Annotated in this window: 22 protein-coding genes and 7 tRNA genes; 19 read left to right on the top strand and 10 right to left on the bottom strand. The window is 34.6% G+C overall.

The genetic code is table 11. The annotated features are described in order from the left end of the window. The first annotated feature begins 45 nt into the window (after window positions 1-45). Together KI430_RS07255 and prmA are read left to right on the top strand one after the other, a co-directional pair. Window positions 46-1,845 carry a TonB-dependent receptor plug domain-containing protein gene (locus KI430_RS07255; RefSeq protein WP_248877593.1) on the top strand — a complete coding sequence of 600 codons (1,800 nt, stop codon included), beginning with the start codon at window positions 46-48 and terminating at the stop codon, window positions 1,843-1,845. 193 nt (window positions 1,846-2,038) lie between these two features. After that, a complete protein-coding gene (gene prmA / locus KI430_RS07250) occupies window positions 2,039-2,866 on the top strand; it encodes a 50S ribosomal protein L11 methyltransferase (protein ID WP_248877591.1) in 828 nt (275 codons plus the stop codon). Between the two features lie 49 nt (window positions 2,867-2,915). Here prmA and KI430_RS07245 read toward each other — a convergent pair whose 3' ends face one another. Beyond that, a complete protein-coding gene (locus KI430_RS07245; RefSeq protein ID WP_248877589.1) occupies window positions 2,916-3,461 on the bottom strand; it encodes a GNAT family N-acetyltransferase in 546 nt (181 codons plus the stop codon). After that, window positions 3,462-4,469, bottom strand: coding sequence for an N-acetylmuramoyl-L-alanine amidase (locus KI430_RS07240; RefSeq protein WP_248877587.1), 1,008 nt, complete (start codon window positions 4,467-4,469; stop codon window positions 3,462-3,464). A gap of 134 nt (window positions 4,470-4,603) precedes the next feature. Here KI430_RS07240 and KI430_RS07235 point away from each other — a divergent pair. From KI430_RS07235 to KI430_RS07200, 8 genes are all read left to right on the top strand, one after another. Further along, a tRNA-Ser gene (locus tag KI430_RS07235) sits at window positions 4,604-4,690 on the top strand. Between the two features lie 18 nt (window positions 4,691-4,708). Next, window positions 4,709-4,783, top strand: a tRNA-Pro gene (locus tag KI430_RS07230). A gap of 29 nt (window positions 4,784-4,812) precedes the next feature. Then, window positions 4,813-4,886, top strand: a tRNA-Arg gene (locus KI430_RS07225). A gap of 77 nt (window positions 4,887-4,963) precedes the next feature. Continuing rightward, window positions 4,964-5,038 (top strand) — tRNA-Pro (locus KI430_RS07220). Between the two features lie 109 nt (window positions 5,039-5,147). Beyond that, window positions 5,148-5,221 (top strand) — tRNA-Arg (locus KI430_RS07215). A gap of 43 nt (window positions 5,222-5,264) precedes the next feature. Further along, a complete protein-coding gene (locus KI430_RS07210; protein WP_248877585.1) occupies window positions 5,265-5,519 on the top strand; it encodes a GIY-YIG nuclease family protein in 255 nt (84 codons plus the stop codon). A gap of 594 nt (window positions 5,520-6,113) precedes the next feature. After that, window positions 6,114-6,761, top strand: a complete 648-nt coding sequence (mtgA, locus tag KI430_RS07205; RefSeq protein ID WP_248877583.1) for a monofunctional biosynthetic peptidoglycan transglycosylase — start codon at window positions 6,114-6,116, stop codon at window positions 6,759-6,761. Between the two features lie 16 nt (window positions 6,762-6,777). Then, entirely contained in the window at window positions 6,778-8,805 is a 2,028-nt protein-coding gene (locus KI430_RS07200) for a site-specific recombinase (RefSeq protein WP_248877580.1), read from the top strand. Here the strand turns inward: KI430_RS07200 and KI430_RS07195 are convergent. Next, window positions 8,783-9,079: a hypothetical protein gene (locus tag KI430_RS07195; RefSeq protein WP_074233383.1), complete on the bottom strand. Its 297-nt coding sequence runs from the start codon at window positions 9,077-9,079 to the stop codon at window positions 8,783-8,785. The genes KI430_RS07200 and KI430_RS07195 overlap by 23 nt on opposite strands. A 125-nt stretch (window positions 9,080-9,204) precedes the next feature. Here KI430_RS07195 and ychF point away from each other — a divergent pair, with 125 nt between their 5' ends. The 6 genes from ychF (at window position 9,205) to KI430_RS07165 (ending at window position 17,018) form a co-directional block, all read left to right on the top strand. Then, entirely contained in the window at window positions 9,205-10,296 is a 1,092-nt protein-coding gene (ychF, locus tag KI430_RS07190; protein WP_248877578.1) for a redox-regulated ATPase YchF, read from the top strand. 89 nt (window positions 10,297-10,385) lie between these two features. Then, on the top strand, window positions 10,386-11,189 hold the full coding sequence (locus tag KI430_RS07185; protein ID WP_248877567.1) for a T9SS-dependent choice-of-anchor J family protein: 804 nt from the start codon (window positions 10,386-10,388) through the stop codon (window positions 11,187-11,189). A 160-nt stretch (window positions 11,190-11,349) separates the two neighbouring features. After that, the gene (locus KI430_RS07180) at window positions 11,350-13,245 is read left to right on the top strand and encodes a DNA topoisomerase IV subunit B (protein ID WP_248877564.1); all 1,896 of its coding nucleotides are present in this window, start codon (window positions 11,350-11,352) and stop codon (window positions 13,243-13,245) included. Further along, on the top strand, window positions 13,245-13,751 hold the full coding sequence (locus KI430_RS07175; RefSeq protein ID WP_074233387.1) for a hypothetical protein: 507 nt from the start codon (window positions 13,245-13,247) through the stop codon (window positions 13,749-13,751). The genes KI430_RS07180 and KI430_RS07175 overlap by 1 nt, the downstream gene beginning before the upstream one ends. Next, the gene (locus KI430_RS07170; protein WP_248877562.1) at window positions 13,751-16,327 is read left to right on the top strand and encodes a DNA gyrase/topoisomerase IV subunit A; all 2,577 of its coding nucleotides are present in this window, start codon (window positions 13,751-13,753) and stop codon (window positions 16,325-16,327) included. The genes KI430_RS07175 and KI430_RS07170 overlap by 1 nt, the downstream gene beginning before the upstream one ends. A 19-nt stretch (window positions 16,328-16,346) precedes the next feature. After that, window positions 16,347-17,018, top strand: coding sequence for a rhomboid family intramembrane serine protease (locus KI430_RS07165; RefSeq protein WP_248877560.1), 672 nt, complete (start codon window positions 16,347-16,349; stop codon window positions 17,016-17,018). A gap of 284 nt (window positions 17,019-17,302) precedes the next feature. On the opposite strand, the gene KI430_RS07160 is transcribed toward KI430_RS07165, so the two are convergent. The 7 genes from KI430_RS07160 to KI430_RS07130 all read right to left on the bottom strand — a co-directional run bounded on the left by KI430_RS07160 (window position 17,303) and on the right by KI430_RS07130 (window position 20,906). Then, a complete protein-coding gene (locus KI430_RS07160; protein WP_248877559.1) occupies window positions 17,303-18,271 on the bottom strand; it encodes a N5-glutamine methyltransferase family protein in 969 nt (322 codons plus the stop codon). 51 nt (window positions 18,272-18,322) lie between these two features. Further along, window positions 18,323-19,084, bottom strand: coding sequence for a peroxide stress protein YaaA (gene yaaA / locus KI430_RS07155; RefSeq protein ID WP_248877558.1), 762 nt, complete (start codon window positions 19,082-19,084; stop codon window positions 18,323-18,325). A gap of 72 nt (window positions 19,085-19,156) precedes the next feature. Further along, complete coding sequence (locus tag KI430_RS07150; RefSeq protein WP_248877557.1) at window positions 19,157-19,768, bottom strand: L-threonylcarbamoyladenylate synthase; 612 nt, start codon at window positions 19,766-19,768, stop codon at window positions 19,157-19,159. A gap of 121 nt (window positions 19,769-19,889) precedes the next feature. Continuing rightward, the gene (locus KI430_RS07145; RefSeq protein ID WP_248877556.1) at window positions 19,890-20,138 is read right to left on the bottom strand and encodes a GIY-YIG nuclease family protein; all 249 of its coding nucleotides are present in this window, start codon (window positions 20,136-20,138) and stop codon (window positions 19,890-19,892) included. A gap of 37 nt (window positions 20,139-20,175) precedes the next feature. Next, window positions 20,176-20,251: transfer RNA gene (locus KI430_RS07140), tRNA-Met, on the bottom strand. A 294-nt stretch (window positions 20,252-20,545) separates the two neighbouring features. Next, a complete protein-coding gene (locus tag KI430_RS07135; protein ID WP_248878282.1) occupies window positions 20,546-20,671 on the bottom strand; it encodes a hypothetical protein in 126 nt (41 codons plus the stop codon). Between the two features lie 159 nt (window positions 20,672-20,830). Then, window positions 20,831-20,906 (bottom strand) — tRNA-Met (locus tag KI430_RS07130). Window positions 20,907-21,123: 217 nt separating this feature from the next. Between KI430_RS07130 and KI430_RS07125 the strand changes: the two genes are divergently transcribed. From KI430_RS07125 to KI430_RS07115, 3 genes are read left to right on the top strand one after another with little or no spacing between them, the layout of a single operon-like run. After that, window positions 21,124-21,489 carry a BlaI/MecI/CopY family transcriptional regulator gene (locus KI430_RS07125; protein ID WP_120212899.1) on the top strand — a complete coding sequence of 122 codons (366 nt, stop codon included), beginning with the start codon at window positions 21,124-21,126 and terminating at the stop codon, window positions 21,487-21,489. After that, window positions 21,489-23,573 carry a M56 family metallopeptidase gene (locus KI430_RS07120; protein WP_248877555.1) on the top strand — a complete coding sequence of 695 codons (2,085 nt, stop codon included), beginning with the start codon at window positions 21,489-21,491 and terminating at the stop codon, window positions 23,571-23,573. Before KI430_RS07125 ends, KI430_RS07120 begins: the two co-directional genes overlap by 1 nt. A 57-nt stretch (window positions 23,574-23,630) precedes the next feature. Further along, a complete protein-coding gene (locus tag KI430_RS07115) occupies window positions 23,631-24,470 on the top strand; it encodes a GLPGLI family protein (protein WP_248877554.1) in 840 nt (279 codons plus the stop codon). The last annotated feature ends 8 nt before the right edge of the window (window positions 24,471-24,478 follow it).

Genomic DNA, 24,478 nt, shown 5'->3' with positions numbered 1-24,478 from the left:
TGAATCTCTATATTTGCGCCCGATTATCTGAAAGGAAATTAAACTATGAAGAAAATAATTGTGGCTTTGTCAGCTGTCGTTTTATCAATCAACGCCTTTGCGCAGAATAAAGAAAATGAAATCGATGAGGTCAATTTACAAGGTCGATTTTTGTCGATTCCGTACAATGATGTGAATGAAAATGTGACTGTTATAACCAAACAACAAATCGAGAATAGTCCGGCAACAAGCATTGATGAATTGTTGCAGTTACATTCGGGATTGGATATCAGACGACGAGGTTCCAATGGAGTTCAGAGTGATATTTCGATTCGGGGAAGTTCGTTTGAGCAGGTTTTGATTTTGATTAATGGCATCAGGATGAATGATTCTCAGACGGGTCATAACACATTCAATATTCCGTTTGATATTTCGGCGGTTGAAAGGATTGAAATTATGAAAGGTTCATCGGCAAAACTCTACGGTCAGAATGTTTTCGCAGGTGTCATCAATATTGTTACGAAATCTTCTGCTGAAGAAAATGTGACGATCAAAGCACAAGGTGGCGATTTCAAGACTTATGATTTGTCGGCTTCGGCGACATTCGGTTCGGAAAAATTTACCAATCTTCTGACGCTGAGCAATGGCGCTTCGGACGGTTACAGATTCAATACAGATTATCAAATCAGGAATTTCTTCTATCAAAATAAATTAAAACTGGACGAAGGAAGTATAAGCTTGCAGGCTGGTTTTTCTGAGAAGAAATTTGGTGCGAATGGTTTTTACGCATCACCGTCTGCGATTAATCAGTACGAGGAAACCCAGGCTTCGGTGGTGAGTTTGCAGTATCAGCAGAAATTTAATCAATTGTCTGTCAACTCTAGTGTTTATTGGCGAAGAGGACAGGATATGTACCTTTACACACGTTCAAATCCTGCTGGGTACAGAAATATGCACATCGGCAATAATGTTGGCGGAACCGTGAATGCGAGTTATGAATCATCACTCGGAACAACCAATGTTGGTGTGGATTTCCGAAGAGAATTTTTGTCCAGCAACAATCTTGGAGAGCGAAAAAGAGATGTCAGTCAGGTGTTTTTTGACCATCAATTCAAATTTTTTAATCAAAAATTGGAAGTCAATCCTGGTGCAAGTTGGGCAAATTATTCGGGTCAGAATTTCTTTTATCCTGGCGTGGATGTGGGTTATGTATTTAATCAAAATCATAAAATCTTTGGCGCAATTTCTAAAGGGTTCAGGATTCCGACTTTCACGGATTTGTATTATGTGAGTCCTACTGAGAAAGGAAATCCTAATTTGATACCTGAAAACTCAGTGTCTTCGGAAGTAGGTTACCGTTTCCAGAATCAGAAGATATTTGCGAAAGTCAGTGGATTTATTAGAAATACTAATAACGGTATCGATTGGCTGAAACAGACTCCGGAAAGTATTTGGACTGCCGAAAATGTTGGAAAAATCAATCTGAAAGGTTTTGAAACTGAATTTAAACATCAATTATTTGACTTTTTAAATTATAGATTGAATTACACTTATCTTGATAATCAATATAAAAATCAGGAGTTATCCAGATATGCCTTGCAGAATTTGAGACATCAATTTGTTGGTCAGGTAGATGTTAAATTTTTGAAGTTTTTCAGCAATCAGTTGATTTACAGATATACGGAGCGCGTGAATCTCGGAAGCTACAATACGTTGGATGAACAACTTAATTTCCGATACAAAGATTTAAATTTCTATGTTCTCATCAATAATTTGACGAATGCAAAATACGTGGAAACCAATCTGGTTCCGATGCCTGGACGCTGGTTCCATGTTGGATTTACATATCAGATTAAGATGAATTAGTTTAACACAAAGGCACAAGACCTTTTTATTTAAATGATGCTTTAAGGCACTAGGAAATTAAAATTTTTCTTAATTATTGAAAATAATTCCTTGTGCCTCAAAACAGGTTTTATAGATTACTTCTTCGTGCCTTTGTGTTGAACTCTCATTTTCGTAAAATTTAAAATAACCTAAATTTGCAAAAAATTATACAATGGCACTTTACCTGGAATTCAATTTCAAAATAAAACCTCTCCAGCCCTGGAACGAAATATTGATGGCAGAACTGATAGAAATCGGTTTTGACAGCTTCACAGAAGAATATGACGGTATTCTTGGTTATATCCAAAAAGACCTTTTTAAAGAAGAGGATTTGAAAAATATTTACCTTCTGCAAAATGAAGAAGTGGAGATTTCATACACCTACGAGGAGATGCCGAACATTAATTGGAACGAAGAATGGGAAAAGAATTTTTCGCCGATTAATGTTGAAGATAAAGTCCTTATCCGAGCAGAATTCCACGAACCAAATCCACAAATGCACGAGATTGTGATTCAGCCAAAAATGTCTTTTGGAACAGGTCATCATCCTACGACGCACTTGATGATTCAGCAGATGCTGGATATGGATTTGGATAACAAAAAAGTTCTTGATATGGGTTGCGGAACATCTGTTTTAGCGATTTTTGCCAAGCAAAAAGGGGCGGCAAGAACCGTTGCCATTGACATCGATGAATGGTCTGTGGAAAATTCCAAAGAAAATGCACAACGTAACAAAGTAGAATTGGACATCGAACTGGGAACAGCTGATAATCTGGGCAAAGAAAAATTCGAGATCATCTTGGCGAACATCAACAGAAATATTCTGATTTCCGATATTCCGACTTACGTTTCAGTTTTGGAAGATGGCGGAAAATTGTTGCTGTCTGGACTTTGTTTCTTTGACGTTGATGATATTCTGGAAGTTTGCACCGAACAAAATCTGAAGCTTGAAAAGAAAATCCAGAGAGAAGAGTGGGTTTCTCTTTTGTTGAGTAAGTAGGATTTTTATTAATATAAACAAGCCTCGAAATTAATTTTTCGAGGCTTGTTCATTTTCGCTCATCAGTAGATAAAATCGCATAACCATAATTATCTGACCAACCAGATTTAAGTGGAAGCAATTGCCTGGTATGAGCTTCTCGAAACATTCCAACTTTTTCTAAAACACTGAATGAACCAATATTATCAACGGCACAACCAGCTTCAATCCTATGAAGCTTCAAGGCTTCGAAACCAAATTCAATGATTTTCCTTAAGCTTTCTGTTGCGTAACCTTTATTCCAAAATCTATAATCAAACTGAAACCAGATTTCCGCATTTCGATAATGTTCTTTTCCTAAATTGATTCCAATCAATCCAATGAATTTTTCATCATCTGTCAAATCAATCGCAAATGTGAATTTCTTAGGATTCTCTTGGTCATTTTCAAGAATCCAATTCTCAACTGTGATTTTAGTTTCGTTGAGATTTTCGGGAATTTTGGAAGTGTTATATTTAGCAGTTTCTTCTAAACTTTGTAAGTTATAAATGTTTTCAATATCACTTTCAGAAATAGGTCTTAAAGTAAGCCTCTCGGTTTTTAAAGTAATGTTCATCTACTTTTGCGGATATTTCTGAATCAAAGCCTGCAAAATCGCCCAGGTTTCTGCATCTAAAATTCCACTGTAATCGCTCGGTCGGAAATGAAATTGGAAAGCCTCAATCGTTTGTTTTGTTGTTTTATCCCAAACACCATTAACCGACAAAGTGTATCCAAACTGAACCAATTGCTGCTGGATTTTAGAAACAAATTCCGGATTATTGTATTGTAAGGCAATATCGTTGGTTGTTAATATTTGATTGAGGAAAGTTTGCTTCGCTGTTTCATCATACCACATCCCGATTTGATATTCATCATAAAGCCTTTTCCAAGGGAAAAGTGGACCTGGATCTTGTTTCCTGGTTGGCGCAATATCAGAATGGGCTAAAATATTAGTTGGCGGAATATTATATCTCGTCACAATATCTTTTACCAAAGCTGCCACTTTTTTGAACTGTTCTTCTGGATAAGGGTAAAAAACACGGTTATTCAAAGAATCTGTTGTGTAACCAAGATTTACAATTTCAATTCCTATAGAGGTGTCGTTCAGGTTTTGGTCTTTTCTCCAATTGCTAACGCCTGCATGGTAAGACCTTTTGTTTTCATCCACCAATTGATAAATTTCTTTGTCAGGAAGCGTACTTACTAGATAATGGGCGCTTACGGATTGCTGTGTCAAAGTTGCGATAGATTTCTCATCATTAAGAACAGTGTAATGTAAAATTACATATCTCTGTCTGAAATTTTGTCCAATAGCAGGAAAATAAGTTTTTACAATTTTGAATCCTGCAGGGTTTGCACTTACAATAGAACCATAACTTGCAGTGTTGTCATTCTTAGTAATATCAGCAATATTAACTCTGTAATATTCTCCGTCTTCCTCTTTTATTTCCGGTTTTTTTACCTGAACAATTGGTTTTGGAGCATTGGGAAGCGTTGGACTAATTTTTTTTGCAGTTTTTTGTTGTGTTCCGCAAGAAATAATTAACGTTCCTAAGGTTATGAGATATAATGAATTACGCATTCGTACTAGTTTTAAGTTTATTTTTATGATTCAAAAATATGAAAAAAAATAAATAAAAAATTTTGGTAGTTACGCAAAAGTCTTCTATATTTGCACTCGCAATAACGGGATAATACTTGTCCCTGAAACTGCAAGGAGAGTTGCCTGAGAGGCCGAAAGGACTTGTTTGCTAAACAAGCGAACTGGAAACGGTTCCAAGGGTTCGAATCCCTTACTCTCCGCAACTAAAGATGGCTAATCGGGGCGTAGCGTAGTCCGGTCATCGCGCCTGGTTTGGGACCAGGAGGTCGCAGGTTCGAATCCTGCCGCCCCGACAATTTTAGTAATTTTAAAAAATTACAATGGGTGCGTAGCTCAGCTGGATAGAGCATCTGCCTTCTAAGCAGACGGTCAAAGGTTCGAATCCTTTCGCGCTCACAAATTGGAGATCGGTTGGTCTCTTTTTTTATATCATAAGACTAGTATTCTGGATTTGATTATAAAGTCTTAATCTTCGGGGCGTAGCGTAGTCCGGTCATCGCGCCTGGTTTGGGACCAGGAGGTCGCAGGTTCGAATCCTGCCGCCCCGACAATTTTGGTAATTTAAAAAATTACAATGGGTGCGTAGCTCAGCTGGATAGAGCATTCCGATTTTAATCGGAACGGTCTTCGGGAAGAGAATCACTCAAAACAACCTTCGGGTGCGTAGCTCAGCTGGATAGAGCATCTGCCTTCTAAGCAGACGGTCAAAGGTTCGAATCCTTTCGCGCTCACAAGAACCCCATAATTTATTGTGGGGTTTTTTCGTTTTCAAATATGTTTAAGGTTTATATTCTTTTTTCAGAAATACTCAACAAATTCTACGTTGGTCATATATCCGAAGAATTGCAGGAGCGATTGCGGAAGCATTTATCTAATCATTCTGGATTTACTGCAAAGGCTAAAGATTGGAAAATTGTTTACTATGAAGTTTTTTCTGATAAAAGTGTTGCATACAAAAGGGAATTGCAAATCAAATCTTGGAAAAGCAAAGTGAAGATTTCACAACTAATTAAGGGCTCAAATGCATAGAGAATCCCGATTCCAATCGGAACGGTCAAAGGTTCGAATCCTTTCGCGCTCACTTTAAAACTCACAATATTTATTGTGAGTTTTTTTTATTTCAAATCTAAAATTTCTATTTGTTTTTTATTTATTCATTTATTAAATATTTTATAATTATTGTTTAATTTTTATCAGTCATATTGGAATATGATATTAATTTTTCATTTTTTTTCTTTAATATGTTTTTTGTATCAATATTTTTCTAATATTTGCAGTCCAAAATAAAAACTTCAGGTAATTGGTAATAAAACGACTCCTTATAAATGATGAATGATAGAAAATATTCCTACAAAACTAAATTGGAGGAAAGACAAGAATTAGAAAGACGCTACAGGCAAAATCAAAAAAATAATGAGCTTACAAAGTTCAAAAGTTTTGGGTTTTATGATTTTCTATTTTTCTTTATCGTTATCATCATTTCTGTTCTGTGTAAAGTTTTAGATTTCAGCTTTCAATAGCTTTTTGATTCTCCAATTTTTGTTTTAATTAATTTTTAAAATTAAATTTTGAGTTGATAAAAAATAATTTTGTTTTATTTTCGCTGAAAATTACTCTTTTATAATGTGGAAGTTTATCAAGAAACTGTTTTTTATTCTTATTGTAGCGAATGTTCTATTCGTGATTTTCGGAATATTCTTTAATCCACCAATTACATTAACGCAATTAGGAGGTCTTATAAAATACGGAAAGCTACATCGTGATTATATTTCTTATGAAGATATGGGAAGCAATATCAAAAAAGCTGTAATTGCTTCAGAGGATCAATTGTTCTTTACACATAATGGCTTTGATTATAAACAAATCGAAAAAGCCTTGAAAAAAAACGATAAGAAAGGAAAGGTTGTAAGAGGAGGAAGTACTATTTCTCAACAAACTGCAAAAAATGTTTTTCTTTGGCAGGGCAGAAGTTGGTTTAGAAAAGGTCTGGAAGCTGTTTATACATTCATCATAGAAAAAATTTGGGGAAAAGATATTATTCTTGAAAGATATCTCAATTCGATTGAAATGGGGCAAGGTGTTTTTGGGATTGAGGCTGCTTCTCAATATTATTACAATAAACCGGCAAAAGATTTAACCAAAAGCCAAGCCGCGTGGATTGCGGCTGTTTTACCGAACCCAAAAAAATACGATCCAAAAAATCCTAGTCCATATCTTAACAAAAAACACAACTGGATTATGCGCCAAATGAACAATATTGTTCTGAAATAATTACTTTTGTAGTAATATGGCGATTAGATTACTTAATAAAGACAGTTTCAGCACTATTCTGAAAAATCATTTTAGTGAAAGAAATGAGACTGTGTCTTTACAGCCTTTATCGGAAATTATCTCGAGTCTTAAAAGAGAAGACCTTGATGTCTTCACGGCTTATTTGAAGGATAATGATAAGATTAAGGAGAATCTGATTTATTATATTTATAATGTTTTTAAAGATCGGCCGTTCAATCTTTCGTTGACCGAGGCGGATATTCTTTCTGAAAATGCTTTTTACCCAGAATTCAAAAAAAGAATCCTTAACAAAGTTTTGCCACCGATAGAAAATGAGAAAACGATTTGGTATTTGGTGGATAATGTTCTGGTGACACCGAGAAAAGACCTTCAGTTTTTTCAGAATTCGCCAGAAGACAAGATGGATGAACTTTTTCAATTATTGAAAATTGATCAGTTTATCAATAATAATCACGTCAAAAAGGAATTGCTTTTTTCAATTAATATTTTGGCTTGGCGGGTTATTGGAAACGCTTTGGATGTTGAAGTGATGAAAATGGTTCCGGAATATAGAAATTTTGATAATCCATTTTTAGCTCTACAGAATGAGTTGGATTTGCTGAATGCCAAATTCAAAGAGAGTTCAAATTTTAAATTAACTTCTTCAGATGAAATTTATAAGCAAACCAAGATTTATCTAGAGCAGTGCCTTGATTTTGTCACTATTGCTTTCAAAAATTCCTCAAAATACGGAATTTCCAGCAAGACCAACCAGTCATTACTAAAAATCAGACAACAGCTACAAAGAATGGCTGATATTATTAAATTATTTGTTGTTGATGAAGAAAAAGATTATTTGATCAATTCGAAACAACTGTTTTTTAATATTATCAAATACAAATCTCATAAAAATAATCTTCGGGATTTGGTTTCTGATAGTACGAGATTGATGTCGCATCTCATTACAAATCACACTGCGGAAACAGGAACGCATTATATCACATCCACTTTCAAGGCTTACATGAAAATGTTTTGGAAAGCTTCTGGAGGTGGTGTTATTGTCGGAGCGCTTTGTGTTCTGAAGATGCTTTACAGCTATGTTCCTGCCAGTGATTTTGCGCACGCATTTTTGTTTTCTATGAATTATGCGATGGGATTTGTGATGATATATCTGATGCGTTTTACTTTGGCAACCAAACAGCCTGCGATGACGGCAGCAACTATGGCAAAAGTTCTCTCAGAAGGCGATAATAAAAATACTTATGTAGAATTTGCGCACGTGGTTTCTCAGCTGTTTAGGTCACAGTTTATTGCATTTGTCGGAAATGTTCTGTTGTCATTTCCTGTTTCATTGATAATCATTTATGGATTAGAAATTCTTTTTAAACAGAATTTTGCTTTCGAAAAATCTTCGAAATTGCTCTATGATCTTAATCCTTTTGATTCCAAAGCTATTTTACATGCTTGTATCGCAGGAGTTTTCCTTTTTATTTCAGGGGTGATTTCTGGTAATATCAGTAATAATTCAGTTTTTTATCAGATTCCGAGAAGGATTGCAAAAAATCCGTTTATCAATTATTTCTTTGGTCAAAGTATAGCAAAACGTCTATCTGATTATTATTCAAAGAATTGGGCAGGAATTGTTTCCAATTTTTGGTTTGGTGTTTTTCTAGGAGCAACTGCACCAATTGGACTCTTCTTGGGTCTTGATTTAGATATCCGTCACATTACTTTCGCGGCTGGAAATTTTGCTTTAGGTTTATATGGAAAAGATTTTGTGGTAAGTTCTTACACATTTTGGATTTCCTTTGTCACGGTTTTTGTTATTGGATTTTTCAATTTCGCGGTTAGTTTTGGATTGTCGATGTTGCTAGCTTTCCGAAGCCGAAAAGTGGAGATGAATGAAGCCAGAGAGATTTTTAAAGAGATTTTCAGATATTTCGTAAAAAATCCATTCAGGTTTTTCTTCCCTTTGAGGTCTAGACTAGACGAGAAAAGTAAAAGAATGATTCAGGATATTTCTACAAAATCAGAAGATCATTGATCAAAGATTCGTCTTTTAAAACTTCCTGAAATTTCTTTAGAAAAAATGATTTTCTCATTCGGAAATCGTTTTTCAGAAGAGGGGATTTGATTCTCAAAACCAATACTTTTTCTTTTAAATTCACCATTTCGATTTCTGAAAAAAGATCGCTGGAAAGATAATCTTCCAAAAAATCCTTAATCTCAAAAGCTTTCAGTTTATCCTCAAAGCCATAGATTCTGGCGAAAGAATTCACAAGTTCGGAGGATTGATATTCGCGTTTTTTTCTGCTCATAATTAAGATTGTAAAAGTAGAAAAATCAAATTCAAAATAGTATATTTGCGCACTGAAAGTTCAAAGTTTATTGTTCAAAATTTTTTAACTCTGAACCTTAAACCCAAAACCTTAAACCTTATTTTATGAAATGTGGAATCGTAGGTCTTCCGAATGTAGGAAAATCAACCCTTTTTAACTGTCTTAGCAACGCCAAAGCACAATCTGCAAATTATCCGTTTTGTACGATTGAACCTAACTTAGGAACAGTTTCCGTTCCGGATCCAAGACTTTTCGAATTGGAAAAAATCGTCAATCCTGAGCGTGTTTTGCCTGCAGTTGTAGAGATTGTGGACATTGCTGGTTTGGTAAAAGGAGCAAGTAAAGGTGAAGGTTTGGGAAATCAATTCTTAGCAAATATCCGTGAGTGTGAAGCTATTATCCACGTTTTGAGATGTTTTGATAATGGTAATATTATCCACGTAGAAGGTTCTGTAGATCCTTTGAGAGACAAAGAAATCATCGATATAGAATTGCAGTTGAAGGATTTGGAAACTATCGGAAAAGCAGTTGATAAAGCTAAGAAATTCATCAAGTCTGGTAAAAAAGAAGATGTTTTAACTTTTGAAACGTTGCAAAATCTTCAAAAATTTGTTGAGGATGGAAAAAATGCCAGAGAGTTTTCGACGGATGATTTTACAAAATCAATTATTGGAGAAGTTCAGTTATTGACCAACAAACCGGTTCTTTATGTTTGTAATGTAGATGAAAATTCTATAAAAAACGGAAACGATTGGATTGCTAAAATTGAAGAGATGGCTAAAAGCGAGGGCGCTGAAGTTGTAGTTTTAGCAGCTCAAATCGAAGCTGATATCAATGAACTGGAAACTTTCGAAGAAAGACAAATGTTTTTGGAAGAGCTTGGTCTGGAAGAGCCAGGTGTTAATAGATTGATCAGAAAAGCTTACGATCTTTTGAAATTGCAGACTTATTTCACAGCTGGCGTTAAAGAAGTTAGAGCCTGGACTATTGGTCAAGGTTGGACTGCGCCGCAAGCTGCTGGTGTAATCCATACAGATTTTGAGAAAGGTTTTATCCGTGCAGAAGTGATTAAGTACAATGACTATATGACTTACGGAACGGAAGCGAAAGTGAAAGAAGCTGGAAAGCTATCTGTGGAAGGAAAAGAATATGTTGTTCAGGATGGAGATATTATGCATTTTAGATTTAATGTGTAATTGATTCATCATATTATAAAGATTAAAAACTCTCGATTTGTCGGGAGTTTTTTATTTGTACTTTAGCAAGAATTAAAAAATAAAAAAGTATGACTAAAAAATTACTATTGGCTTCTTTCTTAATGTCTAGTTTGGCAATATCTGCTCAAAACATTATTTTCAATGAAGATTTTGAAACAGAAGCAGGACGAAATGCGTGGATTAACACGGATCGTGATGGAAATGGACAAAAATGGGAATTCGATAATAGTTCGGTAGATGCTTTCACGGGATATTATGCTACATCGTGGTCTTGGTATTTTGAAGCTTTCACGCCAGATAATACGCTTACAAGTCCGGTAATCTCTTTACCAAGTGATTCTAATAATGGAAAGCAATTGAATTTGAAATTTGATGTTGGTGCTTTTGATGATGAAGTGTTTCAAGAGCATTATGCAGTCTATGTGATTCCTGCAAATTCTACCTTTACTGGAACTGAAACGCCAGTTTTTGAAGAAACTTTGGATGCGGGATATATGGATGAGGCGAAGCATGTGATGATAGACGTTACAGATTTCGCAGGTCAGGATATTCAAGTCGTTTTCAGACATTACAATTGCACAGATCTTTTAGTTTTAATCATCGATAATGTAAAGGTGGTTGACGAGGATATATTGGCAGTTTCAGATTTAAACAAAACTAAACTTCAAGTTTATCCAAATCCGGCTTCAGATTTAGTGAAAATCAAAGGTTTAGAATATATAGAAAAAATCAGAATTTTTGACATGAATGGAAAAATGGTTTTAGAAAATAAAGCTTCTGAAGCTGATATTAGTAAACTTCCCGTTGGACAATATATTCTGAATGTTCATACAAAATCAGAAATTATCTCTAAGAAAATTATCAAAAAATAAATTTTAAAAGCCTTCAGTTTGAAGGCTTTTTTCATTAGTGGATTTCAGAAAAATGTAACTAAAAAATTATCCACAAAACTTTCAAATTAAAATCCATTTCGTTAAATTTGTGAGTTACCGATTCTTACCAATCTAAACGTTTTTTTAGAAATTCAATTTTATGAGCGAAATCAATCCTGCAAATTATTCCGAAGACAATATCCGAACTCTCGAACCAAGAGAGCATGTCAGGCTGAGACCTGGGATGTATATTGGAAAATTGGGTGACGGATCATCGGTTGATGACGGAATTTATATTTTGCTCAAAGAAGTGCTGGATAACTCTATTGATGAGTTTAGGATGAAAGCAGGAAAAAGAATTGATGTGAAAATCAAGGATGGTAGTGTCATCGTACGTGATTATGGTCGAGGAATTCCTTTGGGGAAAATCGTAGATGTGGTTTCCATTATGAATACAGGTGGAAAATATGACGATGGCGCGTTCAAAAAATCGATTGGATTGAATGGTGTGGGTACAAAAGCAGTAAACTTTTTGTCCACTTATTTTAAAGTAAAATCTGTCCGCGAGGGCAAAACCAGAGTCGCAGAATTCAGAGAAGGAAAATTAGATATTTTACACGACGAAGCTGAAACTTCCGATAGAAATGGTACCGAAATTACTTTTATTCCCGATGAAAGTATTTTTATCAATTACAAATTCAGGAATGAGTATGTGGAAAAAATGCTCCGCAACTACACTTACTTAAATTTAGGTCTGAAAATTTATTTTAACGGAGAAGTATTCGAGTCTCAAAATGGTTTAAAAGACTTGTTGGAGGAAGAGATTGATGGCGAAATCGTTTATCCAATCATTCATATCAAAGATGAAGATATGGAAGTAGCGATTACACATTCTGACAAATCGCAGTCTGAAACTTATTTTTCTTTTGTTAATGGACAATATACTTCGCAAGGTGGTACGCATTTAAATGCTTTTAAAGAAGCTTATGTAAAAACTGTTAGGGAGTTTTTTAATAAGAATTTTGAAGCGGTTGATATTAGAAAAGCTATTATTGGTGCTGTTTATATCAACGTTGGTAATCCTGTCTTCGAGTCCCAAACCAAAACAAAGCTGGGATCTGCAACGATGGGTCAGGATAGAGATGGGAAGGAATTGGAAACCATCAAGACTTTCGTTATCAATTATCTTAAAAATAAGCTGGATAATTACCTTCATAAAAACCCTGAAACGGCAGAGGCAATTCTCAAAAAAATAATGATTTCGGAAAGAGAAAGAAAAGAACTTTCCGGAATTCAGAAGCTAGCAAGAGAAAGAGCGAAAAAAGTGTCGCTTCACAATAAAAAACTGAGAGACTGCCGTCATCATTATAATGATCAGAAAGCATCTAGAAAATCAGAAACAATGATTTTCATTACCGAGGGAGATTCGGCTTCTGGTTCTATTACCAAGTCCAGAGATGTAGAAACACAGGCTGTTTTTTCATTGAAAGGTAAACCTCTGAACTGTTATGGACTGACGAAAAAAGTGGTTTATGAGAATGAGGAATTCAACCTTTTGCAAGCGGCGCTTAACATTGAAGAAAGTCTTGAAGATCTAAGATACAATCACGTGATTATCGCTACAGATGCCGATGTCGATGGGATGCACATCAGGTTATTGATGATTACATTCTTCCTTCAGTTTTTCCCAGATTTGATAAAGAATGGACATTTGTATATTTTGCAAACACCACTTTTCCGAGTTAGAAACAAGAAGGAAACGAGATATTGTTACTCGGATTCAGAAAGATTGAAAGCTTTGGATGAATTAGGTAAAAATCCTGAAATCACCCGATTCAAAGGGTTAGGTGAGATTTCTCCTGACGAGTTTAAGCATTTTATTGGAAAAGATATTAGATTAGAACCTGTTGTTCTTGGAAAGGATCAAACTATTGATCAGCTTTTAGAATTTTATATGGGTAAAAATACACCAGACAGACAATTGTTCATTTTGGATAATCTGGTGGTGGAAGACGACTCCAATATTGATAAGAAGAAAAATTTAGAATCTGCATAATGCGACTCAGTAATAGAAATAGATATGCCTATTTTAGCTTCATATACTCACTTGTGGGGATAGTTTTTATTTTGGGTGTTATAGCTTATATTCTGGAAATCAATAAGTTTGATATTTTCGGTAAAAAAGCTTGGGTTTTATTAGCAGCTCCCTGCTTACTGTTTTTATTACTTTATTTATTCGGCAGACCTATTTTTGAATATGACAGTGATGGCGAAGCACTCAATTTTAGAAATAATCATATTCTCTATCTATTGGCCAAAAAAAACGCAAAAGATGAATTTCCAAAATACAAATTAATAAAATATAATATTGTTAATGCTTTTATTTTCAAGAGGTTGTATGTTTATGTCAGCAGTAAAAAAAATCATATTACCATTTTGAAATATGATATCAATTATCTCAGCAAAAAGCAAGTAAAAGATTTGAAATTTTCTTTAAATAAAGTAGTAAAGACCAATAACGAAATTGGGCACGAAAACGAAGATAATACAGTTGCAGTTTAATGGAAGAAAGTACACATCACGAAGAGAGCCTGAAAAAAGTTTCGGGACTGTATAAAGATTGGTTTTTAGATTATGCATCCTACGTAATTCTTGATAGAGCAATTCCTTCTATTTTTGATGGTTTGAAGCCTGTTCAACGTAGAATTATGCACTCTATGAGAGAGTTGGAAGATGGTCGTTACAACAAGGTTGCGAACATTGTCGGGAATACGATGAAGTATCACCCTCACGGTGATGCGTCAATTACCGATGCTATGGTTCAGATTGGTCAAAAAGAATTATTGATAGATACCCAAGGAAACTGGGGAAATATCTATACAGGTGATTCCGCAGCGGCTGCAAGATATATCGAAGCAAGGTTGACGCCGTTTGCTTTAGATGTTGTTTTCAACCCAAAGACAACGCACTGGACTAAGTCTTACGATGGTAGAAATAATGAACCAATTGACCTTCCGGTAAAATTTCCATTGCTTTTGGCTCAAGGTGTTGAAGGAATTGGGGTAGGACTTTCTACGAAAATAATGCCTCATAACTTTAATGAGTTAATTAATGCGTCTGTTCTTTATCTCAAGGGCAAAAAGTTTGAATTATATCCGGATTTCCTAACCGCGGGAATGTTGGATGTTTCCAATTATAACGATGGTCACAGAGGTGGGAAAATAAGAGCGAGAGCGAGGATTTCTCAGAAAGAAAAACATTTGCTTACCATTACAGAATTACCTTTTTCAAAGAATACAGGTGATATTATCGACAGTATTCTGAAAGCCAATGAAAGAGGTAAGATTAAGATTAAAAAAATAGAAGATAATACGTCCGATGTTGTTGAGATTAATATTCATCTTCATCCGGATGTTTCGCCAGATAAAACGATTGATGCGCTTTACGCTTTCACAGATTGTGAAGTTCCGATTTCTCCAAATGCCTGTGTAATTGTTGGTGATAAGCCAATGTTTCTTTCAGTTTCTGATATTCTGAAGCACAACACAGATCATACGGTTGCTTTGCTTAAAAAAGAATTGGAGATTGAACTTCACGAACTCCAGGAAAGCTGGCATTTTTCTTCATTAGAAAGAATTTTTATCGAGAATAGAATTTATCACGATATTGAGGAAGTTAAATCTTGGGAAGATGTCATCAAAACCATTGATGAAGGTTTGAAGCCTCACACCAAACATCTTTTGAGAGCTGTAACAGAAGAGGATATTGTTAAGTTGACAGAAATCCGAATCAAGAGAATTTCGCGTTTTGACTTGGATAAATTCAAGGAAAACATTCTGGCTTTGGAGGGTAAGATTGAGCAAGTGAAACATCATTTAGCGAATCTGATTGCCTATGCGATAGACTATTATACCAATATCCAGAAAAAGTACGGAAAAGGAAAAGAAAGAAGAACCGAACTTAGAATTTTCGATACGATTGATGCAAGTAAAGTAGCTGTAGCCAACGAAAAACTGTATGTCAATCGGGAAGAAGGTTTTATCGGAACATCTCTCAAAAAAGACGAATATTTGTTCGATTGTTCTGATATCGATGATATTATCACATTCCAGAAAGACGGAACGATGAAAGTTGTAAAGGTTGAAGGCAAAACATTCATCGGTAAAAATATTGTACACGTTGCGATTTGGAAAAAGAATGACAAGCGTACAGTTTATAACTCAATCTATCGTGAAGGTCGAGAAGGTCCATATTATATGAAACGTTTTTCTGTTACAGGTGTTACCAGAAATACGGATTATAAATTAGCCTCAGATAAAAAATACTCAGAAATGCTCTATTTTTCGGCTAATCCAAATGGAGAAGCAGAAGTTGTTTCTGTTTTGTTAAAACCAAATGCAAGAGTCAGAAAGAATAAAATTGATATAGATTTCTCTGATGTCATGATCAAAGGTCGTGATTCCAAAGGTAATTTGGTCACCAAATATGCTGTAAAGAAAGTCGACCTCAAAGAAGAAGGCGTTTCCACTTTAGCACCTAGAAAAATTTGGTTCGATGATTCTGTACGTCGTTTGAATGCTGATGGAAGAGGAAGTCTGCTCGGGAGTTTCAAAGGTGATGACAAGATTCTAACCATCAATTCTCAAGGCGAAACCAAATTAGTATCTTTCGATTTGATGAATCGTTTTGATGATGATTACTTGATTCTCGAAAAATGGAAACCGGAACAGCCAATCACTTGTATCTATTTCGACGGTGAGAAAGATAAATATTTCGTTAAACGTTTCCTTTTGGAGAACACAAGCAATGTTCAATCGTTCTTTAGCAACGAGAATCCAAAATCGTTTTTAGAATTTGTAACCACAGAAGTCGGAGCGATTGCGGAATTAATTTATCCAACCATCAAAGGCAAACAAAAAGAATCAGAAAGTATAGATTTGGATGAGTTTATCGCAGTGAAAGGAATCAAGGCAATTGGAAATCAATTGACCAAAGATAAAGTCAAAAACATCAATATCACCATTCCGGAACCACCGGAAATCATTGAAGAAGAACCGGAAATCGAAGAAAAAATCGGACAAGATTTAGATGATGACGGCGGAACAATCGGAAGTCTCTTTGAAGAAGACGAAAATTAATTAAAATCAAAAATTAAAAATGAACATCATTTTACTCCTCATAATCGTAATCACTTGTGTCACAAGTTACATCGGATTCCAAAACCCCGAATTATTCCAAAAATACAAATTCGAGGTTAGCGCAATTCAGAGAAGAAAAGAATACATCAGATTGCTGTCTTCCGGCTTTCTCCATGCAGATTTCCTGCACTTGTTTTTCAATATGTACACACTGTACATTTTTGCACCTATAGTATTGATTCCTGTTGATTATTACCAAGATGGGCTAGGCGGATTTGGAGTAGGCGGATTTTTAGCAATTTATCTGGGTTCCATTATTTTAGGTAATTTATTTTGTCTTTACCACTACAAAAATGTACCGTTTTATTCCGCAATTGGAGCTAGTGGAGGTGTTTCAGGAATCTTATTTGCTGCTGTAGCTTTGGCTCCCAGAGAAATTGAAATTTGGTTTATCCCAGGCTTTTTGTTTGGGACTTTGTATTTCGGATATTCCGTTTATATGATGCTGAATCCAAGACAAAACGACAACATCGGTCACGCAGCGCATCTCGGTGGCGCATTTTTCGGATTGGTATACGCTGTGATTGCTTATCCAGAATTGGCGCAACAAAACGCTTTATACATCGGGATTATGGCTTTACCATTGATATATTTGTCTTACGAAATTTTTGTCAAAAAAAGAATTGGTTAAAAATGAAAATTCGCCTTCCCTGAAGGGCGAAAATTCATCAAATTTTGACAGGATAGTTTTTTAGGAGCATCAAATTTTCAGTTTTGTTAGAACTTTTCTAACCCGCTGTCCGCTATATCTTTTTTTTACAAAAAAAGGATGCCGCTCCCATCGGGGCTATGTTGAGGTTTTTCCCTTCTTCCACCGATTTCAAAATCTCACTAAAATCTTTTCTAAGCGAAGCGCCATTGTGAACTTAACAACATAGGATTTACAAAAAATCTTTGTGGGCTTTGTGTTCAAAACTATTTTCTCGCAAAAATCATCCTATCGTTTCCCGAAATATCTTTTAAGAGAATAGACTCGGAGAAATTCTGGAACAAATCCAAAGTTTCTTTTCCCAATTTCTGATTGATTTCCAGAAAAATCATTCCGTTTTCAGAAAGATGATTTTCAGAATCTTCTGCAATTTTCCTGTAAAAAATCAAAGCATCGGAAGTAGGAGAGAAGAGTGCAATATTAGGCTCAAAACCTTTCACTGACTCTTCAATTTCAATATTTTCTTCAATTCCAATATAAGGCGGATTGCTGATAATGACATCAAAAATATCGTTGTCAGTCTGAGCGGAGTCGAAGACTTCATTCAGATAATCTTTGTTGATGAAATTGATTTCAACGTTATGAAAATCAGCATTTTTCTTAGCAATTTTCAAAGCATCTTCAGAAATATCTATAGTAGAAACTTCCGCTTCAGGAAAATATTTTTTCAAAACGATCGGAATGATTCCACTTCCAGTTCCAATATCAAGAATCTTGAGTTTGAGAGTAGTTTGAGAGTTTGAGAGTTTGAGAGTTTGAAAGTTTTCTTGTTCAAAACTATCAGCATTGTCAGGCTGAGGCTCTCGAAGCCCATCATTAAAAACTTGATTCTTTTTACTTTTCTCTTGTATCTTCTTAATCGCTAATTCCAGCAATTCCTCCGTTTCTGGTCTTGGAATCAGAACGTGCTCATTGACGAAGAATTTCATTCCATAAAACTCAGTTTCACCGAGAATTTGTTGAAAAGGTTTTCCTGTTTTCAATTCAAAAATAGCTTTAGAAAATTTTTCGGAATCAAGCTCAGATAAATCTTTATCGAGATTTTGTCTCAATTCAATTTTATTTAGTTCAATAAAATGTTCACAAAAAATAGATAATAATTCTTCAATTTCTGATTTGGAATAAAGCTCAGAAAGCTCGTTCTGAAAAAGAATTTTAAGTTCGGAAATTGTCATATTTTAAATTTGCAAAATCAGCAAAAATCTGCGAGATTTATATTTCAATATTTACCTTGTGAAAACCAAATTAGTTTCAGTCGACAGCTTTTCATCAATCAAATAATTCTCATAATTGAAAGTTTTTAATTCATCCAAAGTCTGAACGTTATTTTCTGCACAAAAACGAAGCACCAAACCACGAGCGTGTTTTGTATAGACAACAATCGTTTTCAATTTCCCATCAGGCTGAATTTGCTTAAATTCAAAATCAATCACTTTCGACTTCAATTTTTTTCTGTCAATGACTTTAAAATATTCTGTACTTGCAAGGTTGATCAAAAGTTCACCTTTTTTTAATTCAGAATTGATTTGCTCTGTCACTTTTTCAGTCCAGAATTCGTAGAGGTTTTTATAAGAATCGAACTGGAAGGGTCTTCCCATTTCCAAACGATACAACATCACTTTGTCAGAAGGTTTCAAAAGTCCATAAAGCCCGGATAAGATTCTGTAGTTTTTCTCCAAAAATTTCACAGCTTTTTCGTCCAAAGTTTTTGCATCAAGACCTCGATAAACTTCACCTGTGAAAGCAAACATTGCCGGCGCCGAGTTTTTAGTCGTCGGTTTTGAAGACCATTTTTGGTTGCGTTCCCAATTTTCGTCTGCCAGTTTCGGAGAAATTTCCATTAATTCAGAAAGATATTTTGGAGATTTTTCCTTCAAAAAGGATTGGATAAATTCTGAGTCCTTGATAAATTTAGGTGTTGTACTTTTTAAAAATTCTGTAGAATTCTCTATGTTCATCAATTTCGCAGGCGATGTTATGAATTTCATTATGTAGTTTAAAGTTTATAGTTTGAGGTTCAAGCTTATTAATGATACGAAACTTTGAATCTAAACTTAGAATTAAAGAATACCTTTTCCTTGTCTAATGATTTCTGGTTCGCCGGAAGTTAAGTCCACAATAGTGGATGCGACGTTGTCTCCGTAACCAGAATCAATGACCAAATCTACCAATTTATCGTATTTCTCGGCAATCAATTCCGGGTCTGTAGAATATTCCAAAATCTCATCATCATCGTGGATGGAAGTGGAAACAATCGGGTGTCCCAATTTCTCTACAATCATTTGTGGAACAATATGGTCAGGAACACGGATTCCAACGGTTTTATTTCCTTTATAAGCCGTAGGTAGATTTCTGTTAGCTTCTAAAATAAATGTAAATGCACCGGGAAGATGTGTTTTCAGGAAACGGAAAGTTGAAGTTTCTATCGGTTTTGTAAATTCTGAAAGATGACTCAAGTCATTACAAATGATTGAAAATTTCTGCTTGTCAATCTTGATTCCTTTGATCTGAGCGAGTCTTTCCATTGCTTTGTGATTGTAGATATCACAACCAATCGTATAAATCGTGTCCGAAGGATAAATGATAACACCACCGTTTTGAAGTACTTTTACGGCTTCGTCTATTAAATTTTCTTGCGGGTTTTGCGGGTATATTTTTAATATTTTTGCCATAGTCAAAGGTATGAATTGATTTAAATAAAAAAAAGAGAATCAAAATAATTGATTCTCTTGGATTGGTTGCGAGGACACGACTCGAACGTGCGTCCGCCTTTGGCGGATATGAGCCCTCCAATTATCGAATCAAAGATTTGATAAATAATCTTCCTTGTCCGCTTTTCAAAAATTTTTCTCTTTTCATTGCATCTTTCTTTTCGTTGAAAAATTCTACGTGAATTACATTCCAAGGTCTAAACTTAATTGTATATCCAGATTTAGCTAAGTAATTATGAGATTTAAATCTTTCTAAAAGATTAGAAGTAAACACAGTGTAGGTTTTATCAAATTTCTCTGAATATAAAACATAAACAACAAATTCTTCCATAAATAAAAAGAGAACCACAATTGTGATTCTCTTGGATTGGTTGCGAGGACACGACTCGAACGTGCGACCTCCGGGTTATGAGCCCGACGAGCTACCTACTGCTCTACCTCGCGATATTGTTCTGCAAATATACAACTTTTTTAATGCAAGTCAAGTGATTTGTTGTTTTTATTTTTTTACTGATTTTACTGACGAATTTTAAATTCTTGCAGATTGGGCTTATTGAACTGATTTTTAAATACCTATTATCTTCAATAGTTGCTCAATCTGCGAGATATTTATTTTAACTAATTCTTTTCTTGAGGGTATTTAAATAAAAAATAGAACCACAATTGTGATTCTCTTAGTTTGGTTGCGAGGACAAGACTCGAAAGTGCGTCCGCCTTTGGCGGATATGAGCCCTCCAATTATCGAATCAAAGATTTGATGAATAATCTCCCTTGTCCGCTTTTCAAAAATTTTTCTCTTTTCATTGCATCTTTCTTTTCGTTGAAAAATTCTACGTGAATTACATTCCAAGGTCTAAACTTAATTGTATATCCAGATTTAGCTAAGTAATTATGAGATTTAAATCTTCTAAAAGATTAGAAGTAAACACAGTGTAGGTTTTATCAAATTTCTCTGAATATAAAACATAAACAACAAATTCTTCCATAAATAAAAAGAGAACCACAATTGTGATTCTCTTGGATTGGTTGCGAGGACACGACTCGAACGTGCGACCTCCGGGTTATGAGCCCGACGAGCTACCTACTGCTCTACCTCGCGATATTGGACTGCAAATATACGGCTAATTCATCTCAAGTCAAGTATTATTTTAATAATTTTTGAAATTAATACTTTTATTAAATTTACAAGCTGAAAACCAATAAGTTATAGTTTTTAACTTCTTTTAACTATAAAAATAGTTGTATGAATTAAAATTAATCCTACATTTGTATTACTAAGTTTTTAGTGATATAAGATTGATTGTTTTTTAAAGTAAATGAATATGAATAAGTTAACCAAAGCAGAAGAACAGGTAATGCAGTACCTTTGGCAGATAGAGAAAGGATTCTTAAAAGACGTTTTAGAATTGTTTCCTGAACCAAAACCACATACCAATACGATTTCCACGATTCTTAAAATACTGATGGAAAAAGGATTTGTGAATTACAAAACTTTTGGAAGACAGCACGAATATTTTCCTTTGATAAGTAAAGAGAATTACAGCGGAAAATCTATCAGAAGCCTGGTTAAGAATTATTTCGAAGGGTCATATACCAATGCTGTTTCGTTTTTGGTAGAAGAAAATGAAATCAGTGTGAAAGATTTGGAGCTTTTATTAAACGAACTTAAAAACAAGGAATAATGGAACCAATATTACTTTATTTTGGCAAGATGATTCTATGCTCAGCAGTGATGTTTGCTTATTATCTATTGTTTTTAAAGGACAAGACCTTTCATCACTATAACAGATTCTATCTTTTATTTTTGGTCATCATCAGTCTGGTTCTGCCTCTGGTAAAAGTTTCCTATTTCACGATAGAAACAAACAAAAACTTATATCTGCTGTTGAGTGGATTCAATCAAAAACAACCTCAAACTACAAACTATGATATCACTATTTATTCGGTTTTTTATACAGTTATTGGAGTGGTTTCAATCATTCTTTTAATTCGATTAATACTAGGAATTTTAAAAATCAATTCGATAAAAAATCAGTTCCCGAATGAAACCATCGAAGGAATCAAATTTTATCAGACTAATTTGAATAATGCACCATTTTCATTCTTCAGAAATCTGTTCTGGAAAAAATCAATAGAGATTAATTCTCCCGTTGGTCAGCAGATACTGAAGCACGAGATGGTCCATATAGAACAAAAACACAGCTGGGATAAACTCCTGATGCAATTGGTTAAATCCATTTTCTGGTTTAATCCTGTGTTTTATTTTATCAACAAAGAAATCAATCTTATTCACGAATACTTGGCGGACAACAAAGCAGTCAAAAAATCGGACACAAAAGCATTTGCGCAGATGCTGTTGGAGAGTCATTTCTCGGGTTCTGTTTTGCCTGTTACAAGTCCTTTTTTATCATCTAACCTCAAAAAAAGACTTACAATGATTACAAAAAATCAAACCAAGTACAGCTATGCACGCAAGTTATTTGCGCTACCGATCTTATTTTTTATGGTATTTGCTTATATGGTAAATGCTAAAAACAAAGAGATCAAAGAAACGAACAAAGCGATAGAAATTGCGGTTCAACAAATAAAAATGGATACAATCCAGCCAAAACAATCGGAATTTGATAGTCTGGCAAGCGATCACCAAAGACAGACAAAAGCCTATTCCGATGCTTTGCAGGAAGATCATTTGAAAATGTCGGCAATCAGCAAAAAAATGGCTGAAAAAAGCAAAGAATTATCAGCTTTGAAAAAAGCTAAAAAGGAAGAAACTGCAGAATACAAAGCTTTGGAAGATGAAATGGAATCACTTGCTGCTAAAATGGACGATGTTGTAAACTCTGATAATTACAAAAGAAATATCAAAGGTTTAGAAGAGCATTCTGAAGCAATGGCGAAAATGTATGATTCTCCTGAGTTCAGGAAAAGAATCGTTGATGCTGAAAAAGTAGCGAAGGATGCCGAAAAGATGGTCAATTCTCCGGAATTCAAAAAGAGAATTGCTACTGCTGAGAAACAGGCAAAAATTGCCGAGCGAATGATGAATTCTCCTAAGTTCCAGAAAGATTTGAAAAATGCGCAGGAACAGGCTGAAAAAATGCAGATTAAAGTCAATTCACCTGAATTCCAGAAAATGATTCAGGATGCTCAAAAAAGAGCGCAGGAAGCTTCTGAAAAATATGGAAAAACCTATACTGAAGAAGAATTCCAGAAAATGATAAAAGACCAATATGGAAAAGATGCTTTTACCGATGGAACTGTGGCTTTTGGATTTGATGCAAGTGATTTTCCAGAGTTTAAAGATTTGACAAGTAATTTTAATTTTAATTTTTCAGATGATAAATTCTATAATGAAGCTAAATCCAAATTGTCTCCCAAAGAATTGAAAAAATTGGAGAAAAAAAGAAAACAACTTAAGGAAAAACAAAGCGAATTATTAGAAGAGCAGAAAAAGCTTCAAAAAAAGCAACAGGAACTAAACAAAGAAATGCGTCAAAACAGCCCTTGGTCAATTAGTTTTAATTCTGTTTTAGATTCTCCGAAAGCATTGGTGTATAATAAGAGTGTTACAGCGCCGCTAAAAATTAACAGATCAAATCAGGTCATTGTTTTAGATAAAACCACAGACGATTCAGCCATTAATTATTATCTTAATGGAGTGAAAATTTCTTCAGAGGATTTTAAAAATATTAGTTCCAAAGATGTTAAGATGATTGATGTTATAAAAGATAATAAAGTTAGCACAATAAAAATCGTCACCAAGTAAAAAGAGATATTCATAACACTTTAGCCGGTTCGCCGGCTTTTTTAATATTTGATAACTATGAAAAAACTATTAATTAATTTATTTCTGATTTTAGGAATTCTAACATTTGCTCAGAATAAGCGATTCATCTATGAATACAAATTCATTCCTGATTCGACCAATGTGGAAGATATCAAAACAGAGATGATGTTTTTGGACACCACAAAAGATGGTTCCAAATACTACAGCTATACAGTTTTTAACTCGGATTCTATAATGAAAGTAGATTTGGAAAAACAGTTGGCAGCAACAGGTTCAATTAATGTTAGGTCAGATATGCAGAAAGGCAGTGTAAGATATTCTGTAACAAAAGCTTATCCAGATTATAGAATTAATCTCCACCGTAGATTGGGAATGGATGCTTACAATATCTCCGACGACCGCAAAATCAACTGGAAAATATCATCAGAAAAAAAAAAAATAGGAGAATGGAACGCGCAAAAAGCTGAAGCCGATTTTGCGGGAAGACATTGGATTGCTTGGTTTTCGACAGAAATTCCGATTCAGGATGGACCGTATAAATTCCGAGGTTTACCGGGATTGATTGTTAAAATTGAAGATAAAACAGGTTCTCACAAATTGGAATTGAGAGGTATTGAAAACATAGCAGGAAACATAGATATCAATGTATGGAATGCTAAAGAGATCGCTGTCAATTCCAAACAGTTTCAGAAAGTGATAAAAGAATACGAAAATGATCCAACGAAAGGAATTAAGCAAATCCAAATGGGCGGAACATCTATTGTTTTAACCGGAAAAGATGGAACTTCAACAAAAATTGCAAAAGATCAGGAAGACCGATTGAAAAATCAAATCAAAAAAGATAATAACAGAATTGAACTTGATATTGTGAATTAAGTATTAAA

It is taken from the genome of Epilithonimonas zeae (assembly GCF_023278365.1).
Classification (GTDB): domain Bacteria; phylum Bacteroidota; class Bacteroidia; order Flavobacteriales; family Weeksellaceae; genus Epilithonimonas; species Epilithonimonas zeae_A.
This window is presented reverse-complemented; position numbering and strand designations above follow the sequence as displayed.

Excerpts from the sequence above, each read along its gene's own strand:
- KI430_RS07255 (WP_248877593.1), top strand. The coding sequence starts at position 46 with ATGAAGAAAATAATTGTGGCTTTGTCAGCTGTCGTTTTATCAATCAAC.
- KI430_RS07170 (WP_248877562.1), top strand. The coding sequence starts at position 13,751 with ATGGAAGAAAGTACACATCACGAAGAGAGCCTGAAAAAAGTTTCGGGA.
- KI430_RS07175 (WP_074233387.1), top strand. The coding sequence starts at position 13,245 with ATGCGACTCAGTAATAGAAATAGATATGCCTATTTTAGCTTCATATAC.
- ychF (WP_248877578.1), top strand. The coding sequence starts at position 9,205 with ATGAAATGTGGAATCGTAGGTCTTCCGAATGTAGGAAAATCAACCCTT.
- KI430_RS07195 (WP_074233383.1), bottom strand. The coding sequence starts at position 9,079 with ATGAGCAGAAAAAAACGCGAATATCAATCCTCCGAACTTGTGAATTCT.
- yaaA (WP_248877558.1), bottom strand. The coding sequence starts at position 19,084 with ATGAAATTCATAACATCGCCTGCGAAATTGATGAACATAGAGAATTCT.
- KI430_RS07165 (WP_248877560.1), top strand. The coding sequence starts at position 16,347 with ATGAACATCATTTTACTCCTCATAATCGTAATCACTTGTGTCACAAGT.
- KI430_RS07210 (WP_248877585.1), top strand. The coding sequence starts at position 5,265 with ATGTTTAAGGTTTATATTCTTTTTTCAGAAATACTCAACAAATTCTAC.
- KI430_RS07125 (WP_120212899.1), top strand. The coding sequence starts at position 21,124 with ATGAATATGAATAAGTTAACCAAAGCAGAAGAACAGGTAATGCAGTAC.
- KI430_RS07145 (WP_248877556.1), bottom strand. The coding sequence starts at position 20,138 with ATGGAAGAATTTGTTGTTTATGTTTTATATTCAGAGAAATTTGATAAA.
- KI430_RS07115 (WP_248877554.1), top strand. The coding sequence starts at position 23,631 with ATGAAAAAACTATTAATTAATTTATTTCTGATTTTAGGAATTCTAACA.
- mtgA (WP_248877583.1), top strand. The coding sequence starts at position 6,114 with ATGTGGAAGTTTATCAAGAAACTGTTTTTTATTCTTATTGTAGCGAAT.
- KI430_RS07120 (WP_248877555.1), top strand. The coding sequence starts at position 21,489 with ATGGAACCAATATTACTTTATTTTGGCAAGATGATTCTATGCTCAGCA.
- KI430_RS07160 (WP_248877559.1), bottom strand. The coding sequence starts at position 18,271 with ATGACAATTTCCGAACTTAAAATTCTTTTTCAGAACGAGCTTTCTGAG.
- KI430_RS07200 (WP_248877580.1), top strand. The coding sequence starts at position 6,778 with ATGGCGATTAGATTACTTAATAAAGACAGTTTCAGCACTATTCTGAAA.
- KI430_RS07245 (WP_248877589.1), bottom strand. The coding sequence starts at position 3,461 with ATGAACATTACTTTAAAAACCGAGAGGCTTACTTTAAGACCTATTTCT.
- KI430_RS07240 (WP_248877587.1), bottom strand. The coding sequence starts at position 4,469 with ATGCGTAATTCATTATATCTCATAACCTTAGGAACGTTAATTATTTCT.
- KI430_RS07185 (WP_248877567.1), top strand. The coding sequence starts at position 10,386 with ATGACTAAAAAATTACTATTGGCTTCTTTCTTAATGTCTAGTTTGGCA.
- KI430_RS07150 (WP_248877557.1), bottom strand. The coding sequence starts at position 19,768 with ATGGCAAAAATATTAAAAATATACCCGCAAAACCCGCAAGAAAATTTA.
- prmA (WP_248877591.1), top strand. The coding sequence starts at position 2,039 with ATGGCACTTTACCTGGAATTCAATTTCAAAATAAAACCTCTCCAGCCC.
- KI430_RS07180 (WP_248877564.1), top strand. The coding sequence starts at position 11,350 with ATGAGCGAAATCAATCCTGCAAATTATTCCGAAGACAATATCCGAACT.